The 25,870-nt window shown below is 43.8% G+C and carries 29 protein-coding genes; 16 read left to right on the top strand and 13 right to left on the bottom strand.

Features of this window, described 5'->3' with window-relative positions; translation table 11 throughout:
* Nucleotides 1–14: 14 nt before the first annotated feature.
* A complete protein-coding gene (gene aroG, locus ACXAD4_RS27745) occupies nt 15–1,067 on the bottom strand; it encodes a 3-deoxy-7-phosphoheptulonate synthase AroG (protein ID WP_475245291.1) in 1,053 nt (350 codons plus the stop codon).
* Between the two features lie 288 nt (nt 1,068–1,355).
* Between aroG and ACXAD4_RS27740 the strand changes: the two genes are divergently transcribed.
* The 4 genes from ACXAD4_RS27740 (at nt 1,356) to ACXAD4_RS27725 (ending at nt 4,773) form a co-directional block, all read left to right on the top strand.
* The gene (locus ACXAD4_RS27740) at nt 1,356–2,093 is read left to right on the top strand and encodes an amino acid ABC transporter ATP-binding protein (RefSeq protein WP_475245289.1); all 738 of its coding nucleotides are present in this window, start codon (nt 1,356–1,358) and stop codon (nt 2,091–2,093) included.
* Nucleotides 2,094–2,136: 43 nt separating this feature from the next.
* Nucleotides 2,137–2,934 carry an amino acid ABC transporter permease gene (locus ACXAD4_RS27735; protein WP_475245681.1) on the top strand — a complete coding sequence of 266 codons (798 nt, stop codon included), beginning with the start codon at nt 2,137–2,139 and terminating at the stop codon, nt 2,932–2,934.
* Nucleotides 2,935–3,075: 141 nt separating this feature from the next.
* Complete coding sequence (locus tag ACXAD4_RS27730; protein ID WP_475245680.1) at nt 3,076–3,852, top strand: transporter substrate-binding domain-containing protein; 777 nt, start codon at nt 3,076–3,078, stop codon at nt 3,850–3,852.
* Between the two features lie 27 nt (nt 3,853–3,879).
* Complete coding sequence (locus tag ACXAD4_RS27725; protein WP_475245287.1) at nt 3,880–4,773, top strand: amino acid ABC transporter permease; 894 nt, start codon at nt 3,880–3,882, stop codon at nt 4,771–4,773.
* A 56-nt stretch (nt 4,774–4,829) separates the two neighbouring features.
* On the opposite strand, the gene ACXAD4_RS27720 is transcribed toward ACXAD4_RS27725, so the two are convergent.
* The 4 genes from ACXAD4_RS27720 to cobU all read right to left on the bottom strand — a co-directional run bounded on the left by ACXAD4_RS27720 (nt 4,830) and on the right by cobU (nt 8,073).
* Nucleotides 4,830–5,363, bottom strand: coding sequence for a GNAT family N-acetyltransferase (locus ACXAD4_RS27720; protein ID WP_475245285.1), 534 nt, complete (start codon nt 5,361–5,363; stop codon nt 4,830–4,832).
* A 66-nt stretch (nt 5,364–5,429) separates the two neighbouring features.
* Nucleotides 5,430–6,917 (bottom strand): cobyric acid synthase, encoded by a 1,488-nt coding sequence (locus ACXAD4_RS27715; RefSeq protein WP_475245283.1) that lies wholly within the window; start codon nt 6,915–6,917, stop codon nt 5,430–5,432.
* 10 nt (nt 6,918–6,927) lie between these two features.
* A complete protein-coding gene (locus ACXAD4_RS27710; protein ID WP_475245281.1) occupies nt 6,928–7,551 on the bottom strand; it encodes a histidine phosphatase family protein in 624 nt (207 codons plus the stop codon).
* Nucleotides 7,552–8,073 (bottom strand): bifunctional adenosylcobinamide kinase/adenosylcobinamide-phosphate guanylyltransferase, encoded by a 522-nt coding sequence (gene cobU / locus ACXAD4_RS27705; RefSeq protein ID WP_475245279.1) that lies wholly within the window; start codon nt 8,071–8,073, stop codon nt 7,552–7,554.
* Nucleotides 8,074–8,395: 322 nt separating this feature from the next.
* On the opposite strand from cobU, the gene ACXAD4_RS27700 reads away from it, so the two are divergent.
* From ACXAD4_RS27700 to ACXAD4_RS27690, 3 genes are all read left to right on the top strand, one after another.
* Entirely contained in the window at nt 8,396–9,112 is a 717-nt protein-coding gene (locus tag ACXAD4_RS27700) for a lysostaphin resistance A-like protein (RefSeq protein ID WP_475245277.1), read from the top strand.
* Nucleotides 9,113–9,207: 95 nt separating this feature from the next.
* Complete coding sequence (locus tag ACXAD4_RS27695; protein ID WP_475245678.1) at nt 9,208–9,579, top strand: YgiW/YdeI family stress tolerance OB fold protein; 372 nt, start codon at nt 9,208–9,210, stop codon at nt 9,577–9,579.
* Nucleotides 9,580–9,850: 271 nt separating this feature from the next.
* Nucleotides 9,851–10,654: an alpha/beta fold hydrolase gene (locus ACXAD4_RS27690; RefSeq protein WP_475245275.1), complete on the top strand. Its 804-nt coding sequence runs from the start codon at nt 9,851–9,853 to the stop codon at nt 10,652–10,654.
* A 105-nt stretch (nt 10,655–10,759) separates the two neighbouring features.
* Here ACXAD4_RS27690 and ACXAD4_RS27685 read toward each other — a convergent pair whose 3' ends face one another.
* Nucleotides 10,760–11,941 (bottom strand): amino acid aminotransferase, encoded by a 1,182-nt coding sequence (locus tag ACXAD4_RS27685; protein WP_475245274.1) that lies wholly within the window; start codon nt 11,939–11,941, stop codon nt 10,760–10,762.
* A gap of 278 nt (nt 11,942–12,219) precedes the next feature.
* Between ACXAD4_RS27685 and ACXAD4_RS27680 the strand changes: the two genes are divergently transcribed.
* Together ACXAD4_RS27680 and ACXAD4_RS27675 are read left to right on the top strand one after the other, a co-directional pair.
* Complete coding sequence (locus ACXAD4_RS27680) at nt 12,220–12,531, top strand: DUF3081 family protein (RefSeq protein WP_475245273.1); 312 nt, start codon at nt 12,220–12,222, stop codon at nt 12,529–12,531.
* 274 nt (nt 12,532–12,805) lie between these two features.
* Nucleotides 12,806–12,976: a hypothetical protein gene (locus ACXAD4_RS27675; RefSeq protein ID WP_475245272.1), complete on the top strand. Its 171-nt coding sequence runs from the start codon at nt 12,806–12,808 to the stop codon at nt 12,974–12,976.
* 76 nt (nt 12,977–13,052) lie between these two features.
* Here the strand turns inward: ACXAD4_RS27675 and ACXAD4_RS27670 are convergent, their stop codons facing one another.
* From ACXAD4_RS27670 to ACXAD4_RS27655, 4 genes are all read right to left on the bottom strand, one after another.
* The gene (locus ACXAD4_RS27670; RefSeq protein ID WP_475245271.1) at nt 13,053–13,451 is read right to left on the bottom strand and encodes a VOC family protein; all 399 of its coding nucleotides are present in this window, start codon (nt 13,449–13,451) and stop codon (nt 13,053–13,055) included.
* Between the two features lie 200 nt (nt 13,452–13,651).
* Nucleotides 13,652–13,903 carry a hypothetical protein gene (locus ACXAD4_RS27665; protein WP_475245270.1) on the bottom strand — a complete coding sequence of 84 codons (252 nt, stop codon included), beginning with the start codon at nt 13,901–13,903 and terminating at the stop codon, nt 13,652–13,654.
* A gap of 166 nt (nt 13,904–14,069) precedes the next feature.
* Nucleotides 14,070–15,506, bottom strand: coding sequence for an ArnT family glycosyltransferase (locus ACXAD4_RS27660; RefSeq protein WP_475245269.1), 1,437 nt, complete (start codon nt 15,504–15,506; stop codon nt 14,070–14,072).
* Nucleotides 15,503–16,522: a glycosyltransferase family 2 protein gene (locus ACXAD4_RS27655; RefSeq protein WP_475245267.1), complete on the bottom strand. Its 1,020-nt coding sequence runs from the start codon at nt 16,520–16,522 to the stop codon at nt 15,503–15,505. The genes ACXAD4_RS27660 and ACXAD4_RS27655 overlap by 4 nt, the downstream gene beginning before the upstream one ends.
* 172 nt (nt 16,523–16,694) lie before the next feature.
* On the opposite strand from ACXAD4_RS27655, the gene ACXAD4_RS27650 reads away from it, so the two are divergent.
* Together ACXAD4_RS27650 and ACXAD4_RS27645 are read left to right on the top strand one after the other, a co-directional pair.
* The gene (locus ACXAD4_RS27650) at nt 16,695–17,375 is read left to right on the top strand and encodes a response regulator transcription factor (protein ID WP_475245266.1); all 681 of its coding nucleotides are present in this window, start codon (nt 16,695–16,697) and stop codon (nt 17,373–17,375) included.
* The gene (locus ACXAD4_RS27645; protein ID WP_475245265.1) at nt 17,372–18,670 is read left to right on the top strand and encodes a sensor histidine kinase; all 1,299 of its coding nucleotides are present in this window, start codon (nt 17,372–17,374) and stop codon (nt 18,668–18,670) included. Before ACXAD4_RS27650 ends, ACXAD4_RS27645 begins: the two co-directional genes overlap by 4 nt.
* Here ACXAD4_RS27645 and ACXAD4_RS27640 read toward each other — a convergent pair.
* The gene (locus ACXAD4_RS27640) at nt 18,624–19,052 is read right to left on the bottom strand and encodes a GtrA family protein (protein WP_475245264.1); all 429 of its coding nucleotides are present in this window, start codon (nt 19,050–19,052) and stop codon (nt 18,624–18,626) included. The genes ACXAD4_RS27645 and ACXAD4_RS27640 overlap by 47 nt on opposite strands.
* A gap of 168 nt (nt 19,053–19,220) precedes the next feature.
* Between ACXAD4_RS27640 and ACXAD4_RS27635 the strand changes: the two genes are divergently transcribed.
* Nucleotides 19,221–20,132 (top strand): polyprenyl-phosphate transporter, encoded by a 912-nt coding sequence (locus ACXAD4_RS27635; RefSeq protein WP_475245263.1) that lies wholly within the window; start codon nt 19,221–19,223, stop codon nt 20,130–20,132.
* A gap of 82 nt (nt 20,133–20,214) precedes the next feature.
* Here ACXAD4_RS27635 and ansB read toward each other — a convergent pair whose 3' ends face one another.
* Nucleotides 20,215–21,276 (bottom strand): L-asparaginase 2, encoded by a 1,062-nt coding sequence (ansB, locus tag ACXAD4_RS27630; RefSeq protein ID WP_317520258.1) that lies wholly within the window; start codon nt 21,274–21,276, stop codon nt 20,215–20,217.
* A 319-nt stretch (nt 21,277–21,595) separates the two neighbouring features.
* Between ansB and ACXAD4_RS27625 the strand changes: the two genes are divergently transcribed.
* The 3 genes from ACXAD4_RS27625 (at nt 21,596) to ACXAD4_RS27615 (ending at nt 23,121) form a co-directional block, all read left to right on the top strand.
* Nucleotides 21,596–22,090: a hypothetical protein gene (locus ACXAD4_RS27625; RefSeq protein WP_475245262.1), complete on the top strand. Its 495-nt coding sequence runs from the start codon at nt 21,596–21,598 to the stop codon at nt 22,088–22,090.
* Entirely contained in the window at nt 22,087–22,680 is a 594-nt protein-coding gene (locus tag ACXAD4_RS27620; protein ID WP_475245261.1) for an SCO family protein, read from the top strand. Before ACXAD4_RS27625 ends, ACXAD4_RS27620 begins: the two co-directional genes overlap by 4 nt.
* Nucleotides 22,681–22,857: 177 nt before the next feature.
* The gene (locus ACXAD4_RS27615; RefSeq protein ID WP_036821101.1) at nt 22,858–23,121 is read left to right on the top strand and encodes an Lpp/OprI family alanine-zipper lipoprotein; all 264 of its coding nucleotides are present in this window, start codon (nt 22,858–22,860) and stop codon (nt 23,119–23,121) included.
* Nucleotides 23,122–23,163: 42 nt separating this feature from the next.
* Here the strand turns inward: ACXAD4_RS27615 and ACXAD4_RS27610 are convergent, their stop codons facing one another.
* Nucleotides 23,164–23,829 carry a response regulator transcription factor gene (locus ACXAD4_RS27610; protein ID WP_475245259.1) on the bottom strand — a complete coding sequence of 222 codons (666 nt, stop codon included), beginning with the start codon at nt 23,827–23,829 and terminating at the stop codon, nt 23,164–23,166.
* Nucleotides 23,830–24,627: 798 nt separating this feature from the next.
* Here ACXAD4_RS27610 and codB point away from each other — a divergent pair.
* The gene (gene codB, locus ACXAD4_RS27605) at nt 24,628–25,869 is read left to right on the top strand and encodes a cytosine permease (protein ID WP_475245258.1); all 1,242 of its coding nucleotides are present in this window, start codon (nt 24,628–24,630) and stop codon (nt 25,867–25,869) included.
* The last annotated feature ends 1 nt before the right edge of the window (nt 25,870 follow it).

The following is a 25,870-nucleotide window of genomic DNA, read 5'->3' as shown; positions in this document are numbered from 1 at the left end:
AGAAGGTCGAATGACTACTTTTGACGGCGCTTCTTCACATCTTCCGCAAGTTGACGCAGTACTTTCTCTGTATCACCAAAGCCAATACAGGCATCAGTTATACTCTGACCGTAGGTCGGCTCCTGGCCTTCTACGATGTCCTGACGGCCTTCAACTAGATGGCTCTCAATCATCACACCGAAGATTGCCTTATTACCTTCTGCAATCTGGCTGCCTACATCTTCAGAAACTAACATCTGGCGCTGGAACTGCTTGAGGCTATTGGCATGGCTGAAATCAATCATTACCTTTTGGCGCAGACCTGCTTTTTCGAGCTGACCAGTAATCGAGTCAACATGTTCTTTGCTGTAGTTTGGCTCTTTACCGCCACGTAGGATGATGTGGCAATCTTCGTTGCCTGCGGTTGAAACAATCGCAGAATGACCGTATTTCGTCACTGACAAGAAGTGGTGCGGCGCACTGGCTGAACCAATCGCATCAGTTGCAATTTTTATGTTGCCGTCTGTACCGTTCTTGAAACCTACTGGGCAAGAAAGGCCCGAAGCCAGTTCACGGTGTACCTGTGACTCCGTGGTACGTGCACCGATTGCACCCCAGCTGATCAAATCGCCCATGTACTGTGGCGTGATCATATCTAGGAACTCACCTGCTGTCGGTACACCCATATCAGTTAGGTCAAGTAGAAGCTTACGGCCCATGCGTAGACCATCATTTAGTTTAAAGCTGTTATCCATGTACGGGTCATTAATCAGACCTTTCCAGCCAACAGTTGTGCGTGGCTTTTCGAAGTAAACTCGCATAACGACTTCTAGCTCGCCTTTTAGCTCTTCACGCAGCGCTTTTAGCTGCTGGCCGTACTCCAAAGCGGCTTTGGTATCGTGAATAGAACATGGTCCAACGATTACCAGTAGGCGATCATCTTCGTCGTTCAGAATTTTGTGAATTGACTGACGAGCTTGATATACCGTTTCAGACGCATTTTCTGTTGCTGGGAAACGCTCCAGTACTGCGACAGGAGGGAGAAGTTCTTTAATTTCGCTAATGCGAACATCATCGGTCTTATGCATTGTTACTTCCTAATTTACGCATTTGTCAGCTGTAAACTAATGATTACAGACTTTGTTGACAGTATCTTTCAAATCCAATTGACATAAACTTATCTGTCTTTTATGTGCAGTGCAAACGCTAATTGACCAATTTGGTGATTTTTTTTCATAACGGCTACTTATTAATCAACATGATGCGTAATCAGAATAATTTCACAGTTATCACCCTATAATCACTTCATATCTTTGAATTCCTCTTTACAAAGCAATAGCATAGTAAACATATACCTTCTCTTTGGAGCGGTCTGGATGACCAAAGAAACTGTAATTTCGTTTCAAGACATCAATAAGTGGTATGGAGATTTCCAGGCACTGAAGAACATTAACCTCAACATACAACGTGGGGAAAAACTCGTCATATGTGGTCCATCCGGCTCGGGAAAATCTACCTTGATACGTTGTATCAACGGCCTAGAGCAGTTCAATGACGGTCAATTAGAGGTAGAAGACAAACCATTAAATGCACAACACCTAAAACGCATTCGTGGACAAGTGGGTATGGTGTTCCAACACTTCAACCTATTCCCTCACATGACGGTACTGGAAAACCTTACTCTTGCACCTCGCCGCACTCGTAAGCTGAGCAAGCAAGAAGCCAACAAATTAGCAATGGAGTACCTTGAACGTGTTCATATTGCCCACCAAGCCGATAAATACCCTTCACAACTATCAGGTGGACAACAACAACGTGTCGCTATTGCCCGTTCGCTTTGCATGAAACCTGATATCCTGCTTTTCGACGAACCAACATCAGCGCTCGATCCCGAAATGATCCGTGAGGTCCTAGATGTTATGACTGAGCTTGCCGATGAGGGGATGACCATGATTTGTGTCACCCATGAGATGGGTTTTGCCAAAAAAGTTGCCGACCGAGTCGTCTTTATGGACGAAGGCGAAATCGTCGAAATTGCCCCTCCTTCTGAATTGTTTGATTCCCCACAACACCCAAGAACCCAGATGTTCTTAGAACAAATTCTGAGTTATTGAGGAGGATATGATGATTCAGAACGTGATTAGTTCATCACAGATAATGAAAACGATGGGGCGTATTTCCAAACCTTTCTTCTCCGGATTATTGCAAGTGGGTCTTGTAGCTATGTTCTTACTTTGGCTACTGGAAACCGGTGCCGATGCGATGAACTACCGTTGGCAATGGTACCGGATACCCCAGTACTTGTGGTTTGTGGAAGATGGCCAATGGTTTCCAGCGGAATTATTAGAAGGCTTGAGAGTAACACTTGAAATTTCAGCCGTTAGCTTGTTTTTCACTTTAGCGATAGGTTTGACTACTGCCTTACTTCGGCTATCTAACTCTGTTGTGGGGCGTACTGTTGCTAGGGGGTATATCGAGCTTATCCGCAACACCCCTTTACTGGTACAGATTTACCTACTCTATTTTGTCTTTGGCCCTGTTCTTGGCCTGGAAAGATTTACAACTGCAGTATTAGCACTTTCCCTTTTCCAAGGGGCATATACCGCAGAAATTTTCAGGGCGGGCCTAACCAGCATTGATCGCGGACAGTTTGAAGCCAGTGAAAGCCTTGGCCTCTCGACTTTCGATAGCTATCGTTTCGTTATCTTGCCGCAAGTGATTAAGAGAGTCTTGCCACCGCTGACAAATGAAGGGGTTTCACTCGTTAAAAACTCCTCAATAGTCAGTGTAATGGCAATCTTTGATTTAACCACAGAGGGGAGGAATATTGTCGCCGATACGGCCATGCCCTTCGAAGTATGGTTTACCGTTGCAGGAATCTACCTTGTTGTCACCCTTACTCTCTCAGGCTTTGCTGCTTGGTTAGCGCATCGGTTAGATACTCCGTCACACTAACAAAACAATAACCAAAAGAACTATCACCAAAAGAACTATCACCAAAAGAACTTTCAGCACTATGTATCAACAGTCATTTACAAAATAATCAATTAGGAGAAAGGAAGCATGAAACGATTACTCTCAGCATTTATTGCTGTTATGGCGCTAACTATGGCCTCTGTCTCAACCGCCGCCGATAAAAGTGCACTGGTTGAAATCAAAGAACGTGGAACCCTACGTGTTGGGCTCTCAACATTCGTTCCTTGGGCTATGAGAGATAAACAAGGTGAACTAGTCGGTTTTGAAGTTGATGTTGCTCGCCGTTTGGCGAAAGATGCAGGGCTTAAAGTTGAATTCATCCCGACAGCTTGGGATGGAATTATTCCTGCCCTACTTGCCGGTAAATTTGATGTCATCATCGGTGGATTATCCATTACCCCTGAACGTAACATGAGCGTATTGTTTACTAGCCCATATGCTCATTCAGGGGTACAGCTTGCAGCGCATAAAGAGCTTGCTGCAGGCAAAACAAGCTTTGAAGACTACAACAAGCGCAGTGTTACCCTAGCTGTTCGACGGGGTGCATTTACCGTTCAAACCGCAAAGAAATACTTCCCGAAAGCTAAACTCCGTCAATTTGATGATGAAGCTCAAGCATTTCAGGAAGTCCTGAACGGTAATGCTCACGCAGCATTGGCCTCATCACCTAAACCTGAGCATATGGCTATCCAGTACAGTGACAAACTCTATATTCCTTTCGAAGAACGTCTAAGTCGTGGTTCGGAAGCATTTGCAATCCGCCATGGGGAATTTGATCTACTTAATTTCTTCAACAACTGGATTTTACTTCGAACAGAAGATGGCTGGTTAAAAGAGCGCCACGACTACTGGTTCACCACCCTTGACTGGGAAGACCAGATCGCAGAAGGACAATAAGCGTTGTCGCACTCAAAGTCACAAAACATGCCGGGAATTAAGTTCCCGGCTAATTTCAAACTGAACAAGCTTGATGCCTTTCTGTTGGCACTAATTGCTATTGCCATTGGCTGGTTGTGGTACCGCTCTTCTGCCGGTGTTCATTATCAGTGGAACTGGGAGAGAGCGTTTAGTTTAGTTATGACACCAGGCAGAAATGGCGAATTGCCTTATTTTTTCCAAGGTCTACTCGCGACTCTGCGTCTTAGCTTATGGGGTATGGTATTCGCTGGCGTCCTTGGACTGTTACTCGGCCTAGCTCGCCGCTCTACATGGTTTTTCTTACGACTACCCGCTCAAGCCTACATCCAATTGGTGAGGAACATTCCACCATTGGTATTTGTGTTCATATTTTACTTCTTCATTTCGAGCCAACTGATCCCAGTTTTAGGCTTAGACACCGTATTTAGAAATACACCCAGTGAAATCAGCCATTGGCAGTCTGTACTGTTTGGCCCGGCAAAATTGTGGGAGAACTTATTCTCAGGGATCTTATGTGTCGGCCTGATCTCAGCAGCTTATATTGCAGAAATAGTCCGATCAGGTATTGATGCTATTGCAAAAGGTCAATGGGAAGCCGCTGACTCGCTTGGGTTATCTGCACTTGACCGATTCCGCTATATTATCTTCCCTCAGGCATTAAGTGGTATCGTACCACCGCTTGCGGGTCAATTTATTTCCTTGGTCAAGGACTCCTCCATTATCTCGTTAATATCTATCCAAGAGCTCACTTTTGTTGGTAGCGAAATCGCCAACTCTTCGGGTTTGATCTTTGAGATCTGGCTCTTGGTCGGTGCGGGTTACCTTTTCCTGTGCCTTGGCTTATCTGTTCTATTTAGCCACTTAGAAAAGCGATCACAAAAACACTATCAGTCTAGGTGAAGGCGACCTCAAGTCACATATACATAATCATTGCAGCAACAATAAAGGGAGCCGATTCAAGGCTCCCTCTTTATTTGAAAGACACTGAGCTTTCTGTTGTGAAGCTCTCTATCTCCAATATGTTCCATCCCAATTTTTTTCATTACCTGACGTGCCGACATATTTCGTACACAAGTAAATCCGATAATGCTGTGGAAACCCGCCTCTTGAAAACCGTACTCAAGGATCGCTTTTCCAATTTCTGTCGCATAGCCTTGATGCCAATGATCTTCACAGATCACCCATTCAATTTCTGCTGTCGAATCATTATCACCATAGGGATGTAAACCAACCCGACCAATCAGGGTGTGACAGTCAGAGAGTATTAGCGGGCAGTTAAAGTAACCACGATGCCCATCATCCGCAGATGGCTCAATATGATACTTTTGTAGCTCACGTCTCGCTTTTTCTTCAGACCAAGGTTCTTCTTCCGTGAAGGTATGAACTGATTGATTGGACATTATCCGGTATAAACCAGCAAGGTCGTCTTCACCCCATGGTCTGGTATAAAGACGTAGAGTTTTAATACTCGGTGAAACATCTAAAATCATATTCATCCCTCTTGAGAGAGCCTAGTTAGCTCCTCACACTAGGCTCTAGGTTTACAAAAGGAGAAGTTAGCTCCCCTTCTTGCTAAAACGCTCTGACCATTCCGGCCATAGCTTGTCAAAATCCATGTGTTCTTCAAGCATATCAGCAACACGATCAATGCCTTGTTCTCTAATCAAGTCAAAGTTAGGGGTACAAGTTGCAGTCAATCCGGCCCAGTTCAAAATGGCATCGCATGCTTCTTGTTGCTCGAAAATACCGTGTAGATAGGTGCCAAACACCTGATTATCCACGCCTAGTTTTCCGTCAGCATTATCAGCTAACCGGATAGGCGCGTCTTCACCCTCCCCTTCGGTAACTCCAGCGTGAATTTCATACCCTCTAACCGGCACACTGCGCTGATCAGGCATTGTTAGGTTGCCACTAACCAGTTTGAGCTGCTTATGTGGCGCTAAAACTGTCGATACCGCTAGGTATCCCAAGCCACGACTTGTTCCCGGCTCACCCTCGATGCCGTCGAGATCTGCGATGGTTTCACCCAACATCTGGTAACCACCACAAATACCCATCACCTTACCGCCTAGACGAAGATGACGGGCAATTTGCTGATCCCACCCTTGCTCCCTAAGGTAGTCCAGATCACTACGAACACTTTTAGTCCCTGGAATAATGATAAGATCAGATGGCGGAATTTGCTGCCCTTTACCTATAAATTGTAGATTTACTTGCGGATGCATGCGCAGAGGATCAAAATCAGTATGATTACTTACACGCGTAAGCACAGGTACCGATACTCGGAGTTGATCACCGTCGGCATCAACTTGCTGAACATCTATGGCATCTTCTGCCTCAAGCATTAATCCATGCAGATACGGTAACACTCCCAATACCGGCTTACCGGTTTTCTGCTCTAACCATTCCAAGCCTGATTCCAGTAACTTGATATCACCACGGAAACGGTTGATGACAAAGCCTTTGACCCTTTCCTGCTCGCTGTCTGATAACAGGGCCAGAGTGCCATATAGGTGTGCAAAAACGCCTCCACGATCGATATCAGCAACAATGATCACTGGCACATCGGCTTCTTCAGCAAAGCCCATATTGGCAACGTCGTTTTCGCGCAAGTTAATTTCAGCTGGGCTTCCTGCACCTTCAATTATGACAGTTTGATATTCCTGCTGAAGAATGTTGAAAGATTCCATTATCGGGCCAAGCACGACTTTCTTGTAGTTGTGGTACCCCACAGCATCCATGTCTGCCAATGCTTTACCCTGTACGATAACCTGCGCCCCGATATCTGTGTTCGGTTTTAACAGTACAGGGTTCATATGTACTGTTGGCTCGATCATACTCGCCTGAGCCTGAACAGCTTGTGCCCGCCCGATCTCACCGCCATCTTTGGTTACGGCGCTGTTTAACGCCATGTTCTGCGATTTGAAAGGCGCCACTTTAATTTTCTTTCTAGCCAGCACACGGCATAAACCGGCGGCCAAAACACTTTTGCCTGCATCAGATGTTGTGCCCTGAACCATCAAAGCTTTAGTTGTTGATTGCATTCGTTCTCGCTTAATACTGCTGTTCGATCGGCCACTGGATTTGAGGCCAGTGCAAACCATTATCATCTGTTGTTACTGTTACACGGTAACGCGCCGCATAAGGTAGGTCTACCCGATGGAGATAGCTGGTAGTTTCTGGCATCTCTAACAAAATACGCATGAGCTGCTTCATGACACCCGCGTGTGTTACCAGTAAGATTTTCTGCCCTAAATAATGTTCGAGAAGATGGTCCCATGCCTGCTGGATACGCATATCAAAATCTTTAAGGGCTTCTCCACCATGTGGTGTCGATAGCCAAGGGTTTTGCCAGTACTCTTCTAATAACGCCCCATGTTGTTGCCATAAACTATCATGACTTTGGCCATCCCATTCGCCAAAATCCATTTCTTTCCAATGTGCAAAGTGTTGGCAAGGTAAAGCAAACTTCTGAGCAAGCATATGTGCGAAATCACTGCACCTTAGCAATGGAGAGGTGATGATCTGCTCAATATCATTCAACCCTTTTACGGCAGTGTGCATTTGTACCAAGCCGGCTTCAGTAATGGGAAAATCAGTATGCCCCCGCAAGCAGCCATGGCCTTCTGGTAGACCATGGCGCAAGATATCTATTCTTGTTCTTACACATTGAGCCATCTAAGCCCCCTTCAAGTGCTGTGGGATCCCTGCAGTCACGAAAGTCACTTTCTCAACCTGCTTAGCTATAGCTTGGTGTAACCAGCCGCTTTCATCAACGAACCGTCTCGACATCTCGCCCATAGGGACAACCCCCTGCCCGACTTCATTGCTAACAAGAATGATCTCTCCTGGCACCTGTTTCAATGCCGCAAGAAATTCACCTTTTTGCTGTTGCCAATCAATGACGTAATCTTGGTTAAACAGGCAATTGGTCAACCATAACGTTAAGCAGTCCACCAGCAAACAATTATCTTTTGTAGAAAGCTCGGTGATCACTTTCGCAAGAGCGAGAGGCTCTTCCACTACATGCCAACTGTTCGGGCGGTCTTTCTTATGCCGCTCAATTCGCTCGGCCATCTCAACATCACCGGCTGTTGCCGTCGCAACATACACGATAGCTTTTCCACTCGCTAGGGCAAGTGACTCAGCATAACTGCTTTTTCCTGAACGGGCACCGCCCAGCACAAACTCCGTTGTCATTCATTAACCTTTCTTTTCACAAGCAAGAGATTCAGCGAAATTATTCATCATTAGACAATGTCCCTGCTCACTTTCAAATGCGTTGTATTTCACCATTATCACAATGAAAACACAGTTTTTTTTAGTTACCATGGCTGTAACTATTATAACGCTCAACTCAACTTAAAATACTATGTTTCATCTTAATGACCTATGGCCAGACGGCCTAATTTGGCTACTTCTTGCCATTACTGTTTTATCCGTTTTTATCAGGCCAAAAGTTTGGCCGCACTTGCTGGCTGCCACAGGCTTAGTTGCTTTTGTTTTAGAACGAGTTTCGCCAATGGCACTGGTCATTATTGCTATCGGGCTCGGAATTGCCAAACTGAGCCAACGGCAAACAGGTATCTATAAAATCGCTTGCCACAGTGTAGTGATACTCTGGGCTGCCGCTCTAGTGCTCCATCTAGTACCTGGTTTTGACAATTTACTCGTACTCAACAAAGCCTTCACTGGTTCAGGCAGTATCCCCTTTACTATGTACCTGAACCTCGACAAGCCACTTATTGTTTTCGCTCTGTTGCTGCTAATGCCAGATATGTTAAAGCTCACCAATCCTATATCATCGGCAATAACACCATTAACTCAGCTACCATTAACTCAAAAAATTTTACTAGCCGCACTGTTCATCGCCCTACCATTTTTCGCATGGGGAGTGGGTATTGTTGAGCCTGAGTTCTCGCTTCCGCCTTGGTTGTGGGTGTTTGTAATCAACAACTTAATATTTACCTGTGTCGCTGAAGAGGCTTTGTTCCGAGGCTATATCCAAAATGGCTTGAGCAAACGCTTCAACCCTTATGTTGGTATTTTTCTTGCGAGTCTCCTCTTTGGTTTCGCGCATTTTTCCGGGGGCGGGCTGTTCATCGCTATCGCTGCCCTCGCAGGACTGTTATACGGTCTGACGTATTACTGGACGGGCCGTTTGATATATGCCGTATTGATTCACTTTGGTTTTAACTTGGTTCATCTTTTATTATTCACCTACCCTATGGCTAATTAAAAACGTACATGAACCATTTCTGAATAGGTAACTCATCATTAATTCAGAACCTGTGTTGTTTAATAGAACCATCAACACAAGGAGACCGAATTATGATTAAGAAAACTGTTATTGCTATCGCTACTGCCGCTATCATTCTACCAACTGCTGCTTTTGCTGGAGACCATGACAAAAACGAAAGTGCTTTGAATTACTCTGGCCCGGTAGAAACCGTAAGCGTTGCTGAGCTTCTTCAAGACACCAGCATGTTTACTGAGAAAGAGGCGATTGTAGAAGGTCAGCTGATCAAACAAATCAACGCTGATACATTTATTTTCAGCGATGGTACAAAAGAGATCCAAGTTGAGATAGATGACGATATCAACATGCCTGCAGCAATTAATGCCACCACAAGACTGCGACTATACGGTGAGTACGAAGGGGGTAATACCCCTGAAATAGAAGTCGACCGATTACAGTTGCTTTAACATCTAACACATAATTATCGCTCTACATAATTATGCGGCATAACCAGACGGTTATGCCTTTTTTTGCTATTTGTAGTACAAGTCTGCAGCATCCCCCGCACTAGGATGTGACAAGCATCACAATAATGAGGTTTCAATATTTATCATTAACTTCACTATCAATAAGTTAAATTTTACCTAAGCCTTAAGTTTACAAAGCTTCACACATCGGAGCTAAGTCTTAGGGGGCACCGTGTTATAATGCTCGCAGAAAACCAAAATGAGTCGATACATGTCAGATACTTTGTTGTTTCATAAAACTTACCTTCACCCAACCAGCAAGGACTGGGTTGTATTTGTTCATGGTGCAGGTGGCAGCTCTTCCATCTGGTTTAAGCAGATTAAGGCCTATAAACAGCACTTCAACTTACTCCTGCTCGATCTAAGAGGCCACGGTCGCTCAAACAACATGTTTCAGGACATGATTAAAAATCCTTACACGTTTAAATCTGTCACAACAGATATCGTGCAGGTGCTAAATCATCTTAAAATCCAATCTGCCCATTTTGTTGGTATCTCCCTAGGCACCATCATTATCCGTAACCTTGCAGAGCTAGCACCAGACAGAGTAAAAACCATGGTTCTTGGCGGTGCAGTCACGCGTTTGAATACCCGATCCCAAGTACTAGTGACTGCTGGGAATATGTGCAAACACTTCATTCCGTATATGTGGCTTTATAAGCTGTTCGCTTATATTGTCATGCCACAGAAAACACAAAAAGAGTCCCGCTTGATGTTCGTTAATGACGCTAAGAAGCTCTGTCAGAATGAGTTCAAACGCTGGTTCAAACTTGCTGCAGACGTTAATCCGGTCATGAAGTATTTCAAGGAGAAGGAGCTGCCAATTCCGACCTTATATTTAATGGGTGGAAATGACTATATGTTCATCAAGCCGGTTAAAGAAATGGTTAATAAACATGAGCACAGCTATCTCACTGAGTTCGAGGACTGTGGCCACGTTTGTAATGTTGAACGCCCTGATGAGTTCAACCATCATTCTATCGAGTTTATACAGCGCCATACCCTAGCCGCTTAACCAACTCACTTTGATAGAGAATGAATTAGCTCTTCAATCCTCAAAAGAAAAATGGCCAGAACTCAACTGGCCATTTTTTATATCAGGGTAAAAGCTAGGCTGATGTTAGTTAGAAACTGATACCAACGCCTTGGCCAAGTAGCCTAAGTGTTGTTCTTGTAGGCCAGCGATATTGATACGGCCATCACCGACAGCATAAATTGCATAGTCATCACGCAAACGAGCGATTTGTTCCGGAGAAAGCCCTGTCACTGAGAACATCCCCTTATGCTGCTGAATGAAATCAAACTGATTTGAGCCTAACGCTTGAACTTCGTTTACTAGGCCAGCACGCAACGTCAACAAACGCTGTTGCATTTCATTTAGCTCTTGTTTCCAAGTTTGCGTTAGAGATGCATCATTCAAAATCGTCGACACGAGAGCCGCACCATGATCCGGTGGCATAGTGTATGTAGATCGCGCAAGGTTAAGGATACGCCCTTTCGCCTTCTGTGCTTCTTGCAGAGTTTCCCCTATCAAAATAGCTGCACCCGTTCGTTCACGGTAAAGGCCGAAATTCTTGGAGCATGAGGTAGCAATAACCATTTCTTCAATATTGTCTGCCATATGCTGCAAGCCTGCGGCATCTTGCTCTAAGCCGTCACCAAAACCCTGGTAAGCGATATCCACAAATGGCATGAAACCGTTCTTGTTGGCCAATGCCGTTATAGCCTGCCAGTCCTCAAATGAGATATCAGCACCTGTTGGGTTATGGCAGCAACCGTGGAGCAATACCACATCTTTAGGGCCCGCTTTTGCCAACTCAGCCAACATAGCTTCGCTATTTACTTGCTTAGTCACCGTATCGAAGTAAGGATAATAGCGAACTTTTAAGCCTGCAGCTTCCATCACTGGCTTGTGATTGACATAGCTTGGGTTTGAAATCCAAACTGTTGTCTCAGGCTCTGCTAGGTGGATTAAATCTGCCAGCATTCTTAAAGCGCCACTGGCACCTGGTGTCTGTACAGCAGCAGCACGCGGTTTAGCGGATGTACCTGTCAAAAGCAAATCCATCATGGACTGATTAAATTGCTCATTACCAGCAAGACCAACATAAGCCTTAGTCTTCTGGCTAGCTTGTACTTGCTGCTGCGCTAATTGTACCGCTTGCATGATAGGTGTCTCACCCTGACTGTTGCGGTAAACACCAATTCCAAGATCTACTTTTTCTTCTCGGGGATCGTCGCGATAAGCAATAGAAAGCGAAAGAATAGGATCAAGCTGCGCTTCGGCAAGTTGCTTAAACATGATTAAAATTCCGTTTAGTTGTCGTTCATACCTTTCAAGCTACCACTTCATTTCTATTACGTCATCATGAATTTTCAACATTTTCAATTTCTTTAAAATTCAATAATGTGAGGCCCATCCATAGCAATAATTGATCTAGAATAAACCTTTCATCAGTTCTATTGCAGATTGAGAGTAAACACCTAAATTTAAGGTAGGAAAACTTCGTTTTGTATACTTAACGTGCTTTGTATAAAACCTGCATGAACATGCACCATTAGCACATGATGGAGGCCAAGATGAAAAACAGAGTCGATGTACGCACCCTGCTTAGTGTCTATGAGAAGATCAAAACTCAAGGTCAAACCATTGAGTTTGGTAGCCAACTTGACGATATTAAATGTACTGAGTCACCTGATGGCTACAGTGTGAGTTTGGCAGATGATAAGGTCACCTTAGATATCAACTTTCACAATACCTACCACTTCCACACCATGAATGAAGATCCTGAGTCAGTGATCAATCAGACCACAACGGAATTTCATAACAACAATGAAGTCCAAATACAGGAGTTTCTTCACAAGTTAGAAGAGATAGATAAGAATTACTAATCGTTAACTCTCTCAACCCAACTTCGCGCAATTTCCTATCTTTCTGAAATTGCGCAGCTTATTTCCGCTTTCAACCATCATTCTGACATAGCCCTGACAATACCATGACAGACGACTAACACCCGCTTTCTATTATAGCTTTGTTGATTCCTTGCAATGTGCAATAAACGAACAACCTTGTTCAGAGTTTATTCATGTAAGCAGCGGTATGCTTTATGGGAATTAAGGTTTCAACAGCATCTAATTGGCAAGCTATCTTGATGGGAATAATGTCATGCAACTACAACAGTTAGAAAACAATCAAGTAGATACAGTGCTTCTTGCTCTGGATGAGTGCTATCGTCGACTAGAAAAAGCAGAAGTCTCAGCAAAAGAACTGACACAAGCAGGTTTTACCTTAATGTTTAAATCGGCTTACGAATCTCTCGCACGCCAGAAGCATTAATGTTTTAAAACCAATGAATTAAAAAAGCTCAAGTTTTTCAACTTGAGCTTTACTGTATATCAATCATACTACCGGTTTAGAAGTCCCAGTCGCGGTTCTGCAGCACTATTCGATATCCATCGAGATCTTCAAATGTCTTACCCACTTGTTCCCAATACGGGTTACTTGACTCAACCACTGAGAAACCAGCGTCTATCATTTTTCTGCAAGCCCTTTCCCAAGCTTGGCTGCAATCTACATAAAACACCAACAGGTGTTCTTGGCTGGGTGCCCCTCCAACTTCAGAGCCAATTTTGTGCACAAACTCGATATGATATGGGTGATGCTTATGCCCCAGAACGACACCATCAAAACCATCATAATCCTCAAACTGTTTGAGTAAATCAAAACCAAGTGCCTGTCGATACATGGTTGAAATTTGGGATACGTTATCAGTTGGTCTGACCACTCGTAATGTCGAATCTTGCGGTATCATATTGAAATTAAACTCCATTTATTTTGTTACTTGGCTAGTGTATTCCTCAGATAAATCTTATTCAACATGGTTAATAGTGACGTCCTACATTCCTTGATATCTGTCACATACTCAGCCTTTTTGAACAGTAGAAAGGTTGCCTTTTATCTATAAAAAAAGTGGCCCGAAGGCCACTTCATAAAACGTGTTACAACTGTTGTTTAGTGCGATAAATCACCGGAGGCGAGAAGAGAGAGTGCATCTGCTGAGTACTTTTTGAAGCTAATATCAGATTTCTGAGGCGGATAAATATACTTAGTCACCTTAACTATGTATTTAGCCACGACCTCACCGGTTGCCTTTTTCTCATCATACCAAAAGGTGTCAATATCTTGCTTTTTCCCTATATCCCACTTCATATCAGTACGGACAAACTGATGTTCTGCAGGGATTTCTAATAAATCTCGGTACATAATCAGACTCCATTTTTATTTCACTGAAGCCATAATTCCATAGTTTATATAAGGGCTTTTATGCACATGTCACAGTTTAAAAAACAACCAAGCGCAGGCATCACAATCTGCGATCTAAACTAACAATCATTGAAATCCTGAAGTACTTGGTTGCTCTTAATTTAATTTAACCCGCTTTACAATGAACCAACTGGCGCTTATTCGATTCTGCCCTCAGTTCGCAACGTGACTTGTCCCATAGGAACCCTGCAGGTATCTTGCCTTTCTCAATAACAAAAAACGCATCCTCTTTCGGCTCAGTGAGCAAAGTCGATAATGGCTCTTGATTGAGTTTTGCTTTCCCTTCGGAATAAAACTGCGCTGAAAATGGTCTTTTTTGAATATAAATCAATTCACTGTTTTCTTTTTCAACCTGCTTTTCCCACTTAGCTAACAGGACTTTTTCAGACTCTTTTCCTGAAAGGTTATAACCCAACAAAATTGCCGTGAATACCAATAAAACCGGTGTAATTAATCCAACTTTGAACACTTTCTCCGACAGCTTTTGTTGGCTATGGTAACCCGCAACCAGCAAGCCTAATGCAGGAAGACCGGGCATCACATAACTAGGCAAGATGTTGCCAGCCATTGTGAAAAGCAACATAGGAGATAGCATCCAGCACCACAAGTATCCCATATAGCCATTGCTACTTTGAACACCCTCTTCACCGGCTCGGAAGAAACGGGACACCTGATACATTAATACCGGCGCCCATGGCAGTGCAGCCAAGAACCAGAACACCCAAATAGTTCCTCTCACTTCATCATGCGCTGAGCCGTAAAGGTCACCTTCCCAGCCACTCACCACAAAGCGCTTAATATGTTCGCCGATAATGAAATAATTTAAGAAACCGGGGGTTTTCCACTCTGCCAATAAGTACCACGGCAGTGAAATAATTAGAAAAAGAGCGATGCCACCTTTCCAAGGTAAACATCTAGGAATACGACGCCACCTTTGTTCTTGTACTATCCAAATAACTAGGCTGATCCCCACTAACACCATTGTCAAAGGCCCTTTGGCCAACATACCTATCGCCAAGCCTACAAAAAACAGGTACCCCCACAGCCGGCTACCTGACTCCCACGCCAGCCAAAAACTGACCATGCTCAAGGTGACTGCGAATGTCAGTGCGGTGTCTGTCATCACCGCGCCTGAAATCACGATAAATGCCGTCGTGGTAGACAAAATAGCGGTCGCTAACCAAGCCTCTTTTTTCTCTCGAACTTTTGCTGCCAACAGCCAAGTAATAGCCAAGATCACTATACCGACAAGAAGGTGCGGGACACGTGCGGCAAACTCATTCACCCCAAGCAGTTCGAATCCACCAGCACTTAGCCAAGTAAAAAGTGGCGGCTTTCCCCAGAACGGTACGTTGTAGTCAAACATCGGAGTTATCCAATTGCCTGTCTCAAACATGATCCTGGCCATTTCACCGTAGCGAGCCTCTGTCGTATCCATTAAAGGATAAAACCCCAAGGTAGCCAACCTGACGATGACAGTTCCGACTGTCATTAAGATAGCAAACTGGGTTAAAGGTAATTTTGATAATTGTTGCTTGCTCATGCCTGTACTTCCTCGGCAATGTATTTTGGTACTGTGTGATTTTCTTCCATCACAACAAATAACGGCCTTTGCTTCGCTTCAATGAACAAACGTCCGACATACTCCCCCATCAACCCTATCGACAACAGCTGTACACCGCCGACGAGCAAAATAACGATCATCATGGATGGGTACCCTGCAACGGGGTCTCCCCAAATTAGGGTTTTGGTAAGAACAACGACCGCTAGCAGCAAGGCGGAAAACGAAGTAATCAGTCCTGCTGCCGTGGCAATACGAAGCGGTCGGGTACTAAAAGAGGTAATCCCCTCGAAGGCCAAATGAATCAACTTGCGATAATTCCATTTTGTTTCACCGGCAAGCCGTGGGTCTCGATCAAACTGAAGTGTTACCCTTTTGAAGCCTGGCCAAGCAAATAGCCCCTTCATAAAGCGAGTTCGCTCTGGCAACTTGTTGATCTCATCAATAACACGTCGATTGATTAGCCGGAAATCTCCAACATTTTCTGGTATTGGCATATCACTCAAGCGGTTCATGACTTGGTAAAAAGCAGCTGCCGTAAAGCGCTTGAACCATCCTTCACCCAAACGGCGTCGACGCTGCATATCAACAACATCAAACCCGGCTTGCCACTGGGCAACCATATCAGGGATCAGTTCAGGGGGATCTTGCAAATCCGCGTCAATAAGCACAGCCGCTTCTGCCGTGACCGCTTTTAATCCCGCGCTCATAGCGGCTTCTTTGCCAAAATTTCGGCTAAGTCGCAATGTTTTGATACTGTGATGTTCACTACCCAGCTGTTTTGCTATTTCCCAGCTATCGTCTGAACTACCGTCATCGATATAAATGATTTCACAATGTTTGCCCAAAGAATCCAAGACGTTGCATACCCTTTCATGACAAGCAGCAAGGACCTCTTGTTCGTTATACATAGGAATGATGACTGAAATATAAGGGGTTTCTTGTCTGAAATGGGACTGCCGCTCCCGGTGTTGCGAAAGAACAGTGATAGAAGACATAGCTAACCTCAAATGGCATAACATAAGTAATGCGACATAGGTTATTTGAAACCTTGTGAGAAAAAGGTCATTGACACTTTTTTCACTCCCCACTGTGTCATGATAAAGTAACATTGAAAGGTGCTATTTTCTTCTTGAGCACCGAATTATTCATTTTGGTTTAGGTACTTACATGAAGTTATTACTGGTGGAAGATCACCAAGATATTGCAGGTGTTATCTTCGATTTTTTTGAAATCAAAGGCTACACGCTTGATTATGCAAATAACGGTCAGCACGGTTTTGAACTAGGTAGTACCGAACATTACGATCTCATCATTCTGGATGTAATGTTGCCTAAAATGGATGGTTTTGAAGTATGCCGGAAATTGCGTGATCGCGGCATCGATACCCCTATCTTAATGTTAACGGCAAGGGACACTCGGGAAGATACATTAGAAGGTTTCTCGCACGGCGCAGACGACTATTTAGTCAAACCATTTGACCTCGAGATCTTAGAAGCCAGAATAAAAGCATTAACTCGTCGCCGAATGGGCGAAACGGCTTTAAACACACTAAATTTTGGCGAAATGACGCTGGATTTGAGTACCCATATTGTTGAGCGTGGTAACTGTTCTTTCTCCCTAAATCCAACACTCTTTACAATCCTAAAGCTATTGATGATTAAGGCACCGAAAGTCGTCAGCAAGCAAGAAATGATTGCTGCATTATGGGGAGACAATGAACCGGAAGGAAATGTACTAAGAAGCCATATATATCAACTACGCCACCAAATCGATAAGCCTTTCAAACACGCTTATATTAAGAATGTGCCAAAAGTCGGGTACCAATTAGTGGATGAGGACGAGCTGTGAAGCAACATTTAAGTAAAGTAAAAAGTGCCAAGCAGCTAACAGTAACCTACTTCTCGATAATCGCTTTCGCCATCATCTCACTACACTTTTCGCTACTCGATGCGACCCTAGAAGATTTTGAACATATCAATGCTAACAACCGCTTACTGCATGCTAAAGCTGTTGCTAGTGAGGTATTACAAGAACAACATGATATCACTCACTTTGCTATTCCCCCTTTTACCAGAGCATACCTTGATCCTGAGTTGATCCCATCAGGAATCAACCTTGCCAAGAACTCGCCCAAAAACAAAGCTTTTGAGATAAAAACAGATACCAACGAAACTGAATACTTTGCCATGGTTACTTCCGTCCAGGTAGGTAACCAACAAAAAGATCTTTATTTACTCTTTTCCGATGATATCTATGAAATCAGTGAAGAGCAGGTTTTTAATAACCAACTGAAACAGCTTGGTATTTCGATGATACTTCTCATTGTCAGCTTCATTGTTGTACTTAAAGTCTCGGACAGACTGACAAACCCACTGACCCAGCTAGCCAATGATATCGATTCACGTCGGGCCAATGATCTGTCACCTATCTCACCACCTTCTGGGATCACTTCGCGCGAGGTTCTGCAGTTGGTTGATAGCTTCAACCTTTATGTTACTCACATTCAAGAACTCCTCGATCGTGAGCGTTCATTCAACCGCTATGCCAGTCACGAGCTGCGTACCCCTCTTATGGTAATGAAGGGGGCAATTTCTCTGCTTGGCCAATCGAACGACCCTAAATTTATTGCAAAACAACAAAAGCGTTTACAACAAGCAAGTACAGAGATGAATGACTTTGTGACAACCTTACTGTCACTCACGCGTGAAGAAGATTTAGATAAGGTAATCATCAGAGAAGTTGATCAAGCAGAGTTAACTGAGATTGCGAGTGCCCATACTTCACTACTCACCGGCAAATCGGTTAACTGGCATGTTGAAGTCCCAGAGGCTATCACAGTGAAGATGCCTGAAAATGCTTTTAAGATATTGCTCGGCAATCTTATCAAAAATGCATTTGCTTACACTGAACAAGGCCATGTCATCATTCGAATGACGCCATCGTCAATCACTGTTGAAGACACGGGCATTGGCCTAGAAAGCAGTACCAACAACAGCAAAGGCTATGGTTTGGGGCTGTTAATTGCGGCCGATATCTGCCGTAAATATCATTGGCAGCTCAGCCACCAAACCAACAAACATCAGGGGTGTACTGCAACTATCTTGTTGCAGCCAAACGGAAAACCCAACGGTCTGACAGGATAAAATTCACACCCATTCCAAGTAATATACCTGGCACCATCGCAACATATGGCCACCATATTGATATCTTGATAGAGAGTATTGATGAGGTGGCCAATCCAATATCACTATTCATCAACAGCCAATAACATCCCCAATTAGGCAAAAAACCAATACTCGACGCACCCAAAAACTGTAGCCATTGCTTCAATGGTTGCTCTTTTTGATTTGAAGAGAAGGTAAACTGTCTGTTCAACCACCAGTTTGAAGATGCAGCAACCCAAAAGGCTACTCCCCTTGCCAGCTCAGCAAAAACGACCTGAGAGAGCATGTAAGTGACTAAGACATCAACAAGAAACCCACCAGCCCCTACCATTGCAAACTTTAAAAAGCGTCTATTTTTCAATGAATTCACCACAACTGACCCAAACTAACTGTAAACGCAGTTAAATTAGCAAAGCCATGGTCAAAAAAATGTCCATTTTCATTCACGGCAGCAGGAAAACACTTTTTTTTCACTCATTGTAGGTATAATAGCGCCAGTTTATTTCTCATCGGTAACTGACGGAAAAGTATGAGCAAAGTGTTTACTTTCCTTAAAGGGATGGCAATGGGAGCAGCTGATGTTGTTCCTGGCGTCTCTGGCGGAACAATCGCATTTATTACAGGTATTTATGACACGCTTCTCGAAAGCATTCGACGCGTTAATCCTAGCCTGATAGGCATCTGGCGCAAAGATGGGTTTAAAGCGGCTTTCAACCACGTTAATGGTACCTTCTTGATACTATTGCTATCGGGGATCCTGACCAGCATCTTTACCCTAGCGCGCTTTATCACCTGGATGCTTCACACTCATCCTATCCCTCTGTGGTCATTCTTCTTTGGTCTGATCATTATTTCAGTGATCCATATGTTCAAACAGATCACTCACTGGGGGCCATCACGTATTGTGGCTGTGATCGCCGGCGCCATTTTCGCCTATGGCATCACTGTTTTACATCCTCTAACGCTTGAACCTACTTACTTTAATATCTTGCTAGCTGGCTCTATCGCTATCTGCGCAATGATTTTGCCTGGTATTTCCGGTAGCTTCATTCTTCTTCTACTAGGCATGTATGCGCCAATTCTAGGTGCAGCAAAGTCATTGGATATCATCACACTAGGCTTATTCGCCTGTGGCTGTGCGATTGGGCTTCTGACATTCTCACATGTCTTATCTTGGGTGCTACGAAACTATCGTGATATCGCCCTAACCTTCCTGACAGGCTTGATGATTGGTACGTTGAGCAAGATCTGGCCTTGGAAAGAAACGTTGACTTGGAGAACAAACTCCAGCGGTGAACAAGTGCCGTTAATTGAACAAAACCTGTCTCCATTCAGCTTCGAGCATGTTACAGGCCAACCAGCCCTACTTGGCTATGCTATTGTGGCGATGGTACTCGGCATAGGTTTGGTTTGGGGACTTGAAAAAGTCGCTGATAAATAAAGAAAAAGCCGCCAAAGAATCTTGGCGGCTTTCTATCACCTTTTACGAAAACGAATGTATTTCCGTTACTCTGTGATTTTGCTTAGTAATACTGGAACATCTTCTGGACGTCTTGGTAGTCCTGCGTCTGAGTAAGAGACAGCATTAGAAGTATCCGTGCTTTCTGAGGGTTCAAAGACCCCGCGGCAACAAAACCGTATTTGTCATCATCGACTTCTGCATCCAATGTTGTTGAGCCAGAAGCAGTACGAGAGCTACGTACGACCATAGTGCCCTCTTTACTCGCCTTAGCTAACTCATCAAAAATGGTATGATACATATTACCGTTACCCACACCCGCACTGACGATACCGTCATAGTTCGCTTCCATCATCGCTGTCACAGGAAGAGCTGTAGCATTGGCGTAGTTATAGACAATACCGACTTTCGGCAAGCTATCGACTTTTGAAATATCAAACACAGTTTCAGTTGTGTGCTTACGCTCTGGGCTACGCTGGTATTTCACATCACCATTATGGATATATCCCAGCGCCCCGGTGTTTGGCGACTGGAATGTATTTACTGCTGTTGTATTTGTCTTGGTTACATCACGTGCGTCGTAGACAGTGTCATTCATAGCCACTAAAACACCACGCCCAGTCGACTCGGTATCTGTTGCTGTCACAACAGCGTTGTACAAGTTTACCGGGCCATCAGCACTCATTGCTGTGGACGGGCGCATTGCCCCAACAAGGACGACAGGTTTATCACTTTTAACAGTCAGATCAAGGAAGTATGCAGTTTCTTCCATGGTGTCTGTACCATGAGTAATCACCACACCATCGACATCATCTTTAGCAAGTAGCTCATTCACGCGTTTTGCCAGTTTCAACCACACTTCATCGTTCATGTCTTGTGAGCCGATGCTAACAACCTGCTCGCCAGAAATATCCGCAAGTTTTGTCATTTCAGGTACAGCTTCAATCAGTGCATCTACCCCTACTTTACCAGCCGTATAGTTTGACTCAGTAGTTGATTGCCCAGCACCGGCAATAGTGCCACCGGTTGCTAGAATTTTGATATTTGGAAGATCACCCGCGAAGCTAAAAGAGCTAAGACACATACCAGCTAAGAACATACCTACAGATACAGCATTCTTCTTCATTGTCATTACCTTATAGTGATTTATTTCAACATAAACTCAATGAATGAAATACTATTCCAAATAGATAATACTTTTGCGGTATACATCACCTTTTATAATATTAAAAAAGTGATCCTAATTACACATTCGGCGAGTGAGCTCAAGAGATTAACTGATTTTCTATACCTTACAAACAGTTGCTAACACCCCATCACATGATTAACAACCTACAATCAGTATCAGCTTTGGCAACTCGTACCCTCCTCACAAAAATCAACATCTGTTCGATTCCCTTAACCAAGTCAGTGATAACATTCACAAATCAGTGCAATACAGAGAGATGATACAGCAAGTGGTACGCAGTAAACGTTATAGATATGTTTTACTTGCTCTCGTTGCTTTTACAGGGAGCTACTTTTTTTTCCATTACGGACTTCCAAAGCTCAAAGTAATGGTCAGCAACTACGGCACAGTCAGCAATGTTGACTCAGCAGATACTTACTGCTTGTTGAGTAATGAAAACTGTGTCATCGATGGAACGAACATTAAGTTAGATAGAAATATCATCAGGCCGATGGAAGCAGCTAAAATTCAGATAGAGTGGCCATCATTACCATCCGAGGCAGACACACTGGTGCTGACCCTTGAAGGGCAAGAAATGATGATGGGGATCTACCGACAAAAACTCGTTCGACAAATAGGTACCGACCTTTATTCTGGAGAATTGGTATTACCATTTTGCGTATCTGACGAAATGACCTGGCAAGGAAAGATCACACCTCCAGCCAATAGCTCAGAACAACCAGTTAATGTTTCAGTAAGGATGATCAAGTGAAATATCAATGGATTATACTCGCGCTTGCCTTGACGGCTGGATTTATCACCAGCGTGATTGTTGATCGCCAACCGCCTACGGCACAAACCAGTGAACCTATTAACCTGTTAAAAAGCGGGAAAGACAACGTAGATTTATACAACCCGGAAGATGAACGAATTCGGGTGATCTATTTTGGCTACACCCACTGCCCTGATGTGTGCCCGACGTCACTTGCCGTCTTATCAGCCGCCTTGAAACAGATCGATGATCAGCAGATAAATAAACTGTGGCCGATCTTTATCACTTTAGATCCCGAACGCGACACGCCTGAAAAGAGTGCTCAATATGCACAGTATTTCCATAAAAAAATTATAGGTATGACAGGAAGTGCTAATCAGACAAAAGCACTGGCCGAAAAATATGGCGTGCTATACATGCGAACAGAACTTGAAAACTCAGCATTGGAATATGCGGTTGATCATAGCTCGTATTTTTATTTCCTCCGAGCCGATGGCACCCTAGTTGAAAAAGTGCAACATACCCTGAACCCGAATATATTGGTCGATGCTATCAACCGAATTCTTGCCGCACAGAACACACCTGCATAATTTCTACACTCCGCATAAATAAACCCGCTCAGGCGGGTTTTCTCATCTTTGAGAGAAAAAAATCTGACTCTTTCTTCACTTTAAGCAGCAATTTGCGCAACTTCTGCCATAATGAATTTGCCGACTGAAACTTTTATCGAACAGTCTGTAGTGGCAAACAAAGGAGAAGAAAGAAAAATGAACCGTTCATTATCTATCCTTACCGGTATTATTCTGAGTGCAACACTTATCGGTTGTTCTAGCTCAGATGAAGTTGACCAAATGCAGCAACTAACCAATAAAGTAGATATGCTCTCTGATCAGGTAGGCGCACTACAAAGCCAACAAGATCAAATGGCTGGTGCAGTTAACGATGCTCGTGCAGCATCAGACGCTGCTTACCAAGAAGCTATGCGCGCTAACCAGCGTATCGACAATATTGCTAGTTCTTACAGCAAGTAAAACTAAAGAGTGGCGCTTTATAGCGTCACTCTTTTATTTTATTCACGCCCCGACAACTTCCAAGAAGCTATACCCTTTTCCCCTTACGGTTTTTATATGTTGTTTTGGTAATCCAGATTGAACTATTTTGCGACGAATGTTGCTGATATGCATATCAAGATTACGGTCAAATGGGCTCAATTCTTTCTTAAGCACAGCCTTTTGCAATTCGGCCTTAGAGACAACAATACCATTATGCTTGACAAGATATTCCAACAATTCGCTTTCGGTACCCGTTAACGGAATTCGTCTGAGCTGTTCAGTGATACCTACGTCTGTTGATACATTACTGCCACGTTGTTTTTCTAATCCAACACGACGCATTGTAGATTTTATTCTAGCCAGCAATTCAGGCACCTTAAAAGGTTTCGCCATATAATGATCAGCGCCAGCTTGAAGTCCATCAAGTAATGAGGCTTCATCGCCCAATGCGGTCAACATAATAATTGGCGTGGCAAAACGTTGGCATATTCTGCGAGCCATTTGCATACCGTCAATATGCGGAAGCATGACATCAAGCAAAACTAGATCAACAGGCTGCTCTTGCAAGTAGGCAAGCCCTGTCTTCCCACAATGTGCACAATGAACGTCATACCCTTCTTCTTCGAGTACTTCCTGAAGTAACTCACAGAGAACGATGTCATCATCTACAACCAGGATCTTAGACACAAAATACTACACTTATTGAAATCATTATCATTTAAGAAAGCATTATCATGCCTCTATCTACTGCAATCAAGGCTAAGACATGCTTTCAGATACTGATTGCGTTCAAAATACACAGACTTTTCTCGCAAAAAAGCAAAATTGAGCTACGTCAATAACCTTTATTTTTCATGATGTTTTTATAATGATTTCATGAACACAGGTATTGACTTTACTGAAGCCAGCATGGGGATTAGCTCTCCACCATTTCCCACAGAGTTACTCACAAGTTTTGTGGATAATAAAGTTATCCACAGGCTAGCGTGACATTCCATTCAAGCAACGTAAAAAACATTAACTTCTCTTTATCCACCCAAAACCCACCAACTAAACCCTAGAAAAACCCCATCAAAACCAATAATTAGAGCGTAACCATGATTTTAACAACCAAAACACACTAAATAGCACAAGCTCGCCAATTATCAGCGCTTAAGGCTATGGTTTAACGAAAAGAAATCGTTTTCATATAAAACAACACAGAGCAAAGTTGTGGTATCTGCATTATGAACGCGAAATGCTTAGCTGTTAGATTTTCTTTGGCAACAACAGCTATCAAACACCGCAAGACAAACGTTTTCTTTTTTAACAGTCACTCATACCAATAAATGTAAATCATTGTTATAAAACGACTTAAATAAACAACATTGCAAATACTCAAAAAAATCACCAAAACAAATTTGACAGCATTTTTTTATCCACTAAAATACGCGCCGTTTATCTGTAAATCAGTACTATTATTTTAATGACGTTAGGGGTGTTTCAATGGCTGGCGATAACAACTACAGTCTAGGACCTGTGCCAAAGTCGGCACGTAAAGGAGTAGTTTCACTGACCATGGTGATGCTGGGACTGACCTTCTTTTCAGCCAGTATGTGGACAGGAGGCACATTAGGAACGGGGCTTTCCTTTGATGATTTCTTCCTCGCTGTTCTCATTGGTAACCTCATTCTTGGTATCTACACTTCCTTCCTCGGATACATCGGCGCTTCTTCTGGTCTCTCTACTCACCTTCTTGCTCGATTCTCTTTTGGCTCTAAAGGCTCTTGGCTTCCTTCTTTACTTCTTGGCGGTACTCAGGTCGGTTGGTTCGGCGTTGGAGTCGCGATGTTTGCCATTCCAGTTCAGAAAGCCACAGGCATTGATACCAACGTTCTGATTCTGGTGTCAGGCTTGCTGATGACAGCAACGGTATACTTTGGCATTTCAGCATTGATGGTGCTTTCTGCTATTGCTGTTCCAGCCATTGCCTTGCTTGGTGGTTACTCGGTTTTTGAAGCTGTTGGCAGTACTGGCGGTATTGACGGCCTAAAAGCCATTACACCAGAAAGCCCTATCGAATTTTCAACCGCACTTGCGCTAGTTGTTGGCTCTTTCGTTTCAGCCGGCACATTGACTGCTGACTTTGTCCGCTTCGGTAAAAAGCCAATGGGGGCTGTCATGGTTACGATGATCGCCTTCTTTATCGGTAACTCGCTAATGTTCATCTTCGGAGCCGCGGGCGCAGCCGCTACTGGTCAGTCTGATATCTCTGAAGTAATGATTGCCCAAGGGCTTCTAATTCCAGCCATTATTGTACTTGGCCTGAACATTTGGACGACCAATGATAATGCGCTTTACGCTTCTGGCCTTGGCTTCTCGAATGTTACTGGCCTGCCAAGTAAATATCTCTCAATGGCTAACGGCCTAATCGGTACTCTGTGTGCACTATGGCTATATAACAACTTCGTTGGTTGGTTAACCTTCTTGTCGGCGGCGATTCCTCCGATTGGTGGTATTATCATTGCAGATTTCATTAAAAACCGTCATCGTTACAAAGATTTCGCGAACGCAGAGTTCAAAACAGTTAACTGGGCTGCAATCATCGGTGTTGCTGTAGGTGTCGCTGCTGGCCATTTCTTGCCAGGTGTTGTTCCAATCAATGCCGTACTTGGCGGTGCCATCAGCTACCTTATCCTTAACCCGATGCTAAATCGCGAAACAGAAGCTTGTGCTAGTAACGCGTAAG

The organism is Photobacterium sp. AWH4_225 (assembly GCF_056158405.1).
The sequence above is the reverse complement of the archived record's forward strand: the minus strand, read 5'-3'. Positions and strand labels throughout refer to the sequence as shown.

Bases quoted from the DNA above. Each gene is read 5' to 3' on its own strand.
- aroG (WP_475245291.1), bottom strand. From the start codon at position 1,067: ATGCATAAGACCGATGATGTTCGCATTAGCGAAATTAAAGAACTTCTC.
- ACXAD4_RS27740 (WP_475245289.1), top strand. From the start codon at position 1,356: ATGACCAAAGAAACTGTAATTTCGTTTCAAGACATCAATAAGTGGTAT.
- ACXAD4_RS27735 (WP_475245681.1), top strand. From the start codon at position 2,137: ATGAAAACGATGGGGCGTATTTCCAAACCTTTCTTCTCCGGATTATTG.
- ACXAD4_RS27730 (WP_475245680.1), top strand. From the start codon at position 3,076: ATGGCGCTAACTATGGCCTCTGTCTCAACCGCCGCCGATAAAAGTGCA.
- ACXAD4_RS27725 (WP_475245287.1), top strand. From the start codon at position 3,880: ATGCCGGGAATTAAGTTCCCGGCTAATTTCAAACTGAACAAGCTTGAT.
- ACXAD4_RS27720 (WP_475245285.1), bottom strand. From the start codon at position 5,363: ATGATTTTAGATGTTTCACCGAGTATTAAAACTCTACGTCTTTATACC.
- ACXAD4_RS27715 (WP_475245283.1), bottom strand. From the start codon at position 6,917: ATGCAATCAACAACTAAAGCTTTGATGGTTCAGGGCACAACATCTGAT.
- ACXAD4_RS27710 (WP_475245281.1), bottom strand. From the start codon at position 7,551: ATGGCTCAATGTGTAAGAACAAGAATAGATATCTTGCGCCATGGTCTA.
- cobU (WP_475245279.1), bottom strand. From the start codon at position 8,073: ATGACAACGGAGTTTGTGCTGGGCGGTGCCCGTTCAGGAAAAAGCAGT.
- ACXAD4_RS27700 (WP_475245277.1), top strand. From the start codon at position 8,396: ATGGCACTGGTCATTATTGCTATCGGGCTCGGAATTGCCAAACTGAGC.
- ACXAD4_RS27690 (WP_475245275.1), top strand. From the start codon at position 9,851: ATGTCAGATACTTTGTTGTTTCATAAAACTTACCTTCACCCAACCAGC.
- ACXAD4_RS27685 (WP_475245274.1), bottom strand. From the start codon at position 11,941: ATGTTTAAGCAACTTGCCGAAGCGCAGCTTGATCCTATTCTTTCGCTT.
- ACXAD4_RS27680 (WP_475245273.1), top strand. From the start codon at position 12,220: ATGAAAAACAGAGTCGATGTACGCACCCTGCTTAGTGTCTATGAGAAG.
- ACXAD4_RS27675 (WP_475245272.1), top strand. From the start codon at position 12,806: ATGCAACTACAACAGTTAGAAAACAATCAAGTAGATACAGTGCTTCTT.
- ACXAD4_RS27670 (WP_475245271.1), bottom strand. From the start codon at position 13,451: ATGATACCGCAAGATTCGACATTACGAGTGGTCAGACCAACTGATAAC.
- ACXAD4_RS27665 (WP_475245270.1), bottom strand. From the start codon at position 13,903: ATGTACCGAGATTTATTAGAAATCCCTGCAGAACATCAGTTTGTCCGT.
- ACXAD4_RS27660 (WP_475245269.1), bottom strand. From the start codon at position 15,506: ATGAGCAAGCAACAATTATCAAAATTACCTTTAACCCAGTTTGCTATC.
- ACXAD4_RS27655 (WP_475245267.1), bottom strand. From the start codon at position 16,522: ATGTCTTCTATCACTGTTCTTTCGCAACACCGGGAGCGGCAGTCCCAT.
- ACXAD4_RS27650 (WP_475245266.1), top strand. From the start codon at position 16,695: ATGAAGTTATTACTGGTGGAAGATCACCAAGATATTGCAGGTGTTATC.
- ACXAD4_RS27635 (WP_475245263.1), top strand. From the start codon at position 19,221: ATGAGCAAAGTGTTTACTTTCCTTAAAGGGATGGCAATGGGAGCAGCT.
- ansB (WP_317520258.1), bottom strand. From the start codon at position 21,276: ATGAAGAAGAATGCTGTATCTGTAGGTATGTTCTTAGCTGGTATGTGT.
- ACXAD4_RS27625 (WP_475245262.1), top strand. From the start codon at position 21,596: ATGATACAGCAAGTGGTACGCAGTAAACGTTATAGATATGTTTTACTT.
- ACXAD4_RS27615 (WP_036821101.1), top strand. From the start codon at position 22,858: ATGAACCGTTCATTATCTATCCTTACCGGTATTATTCTGAGTGCAACA.
- codB (WP_475245258.1), top strand. From the start codon at position 24,628: ATGGCTGGCGATAACAACTACAGTCTAGGACCTGTGCCAAAGTCGGCA.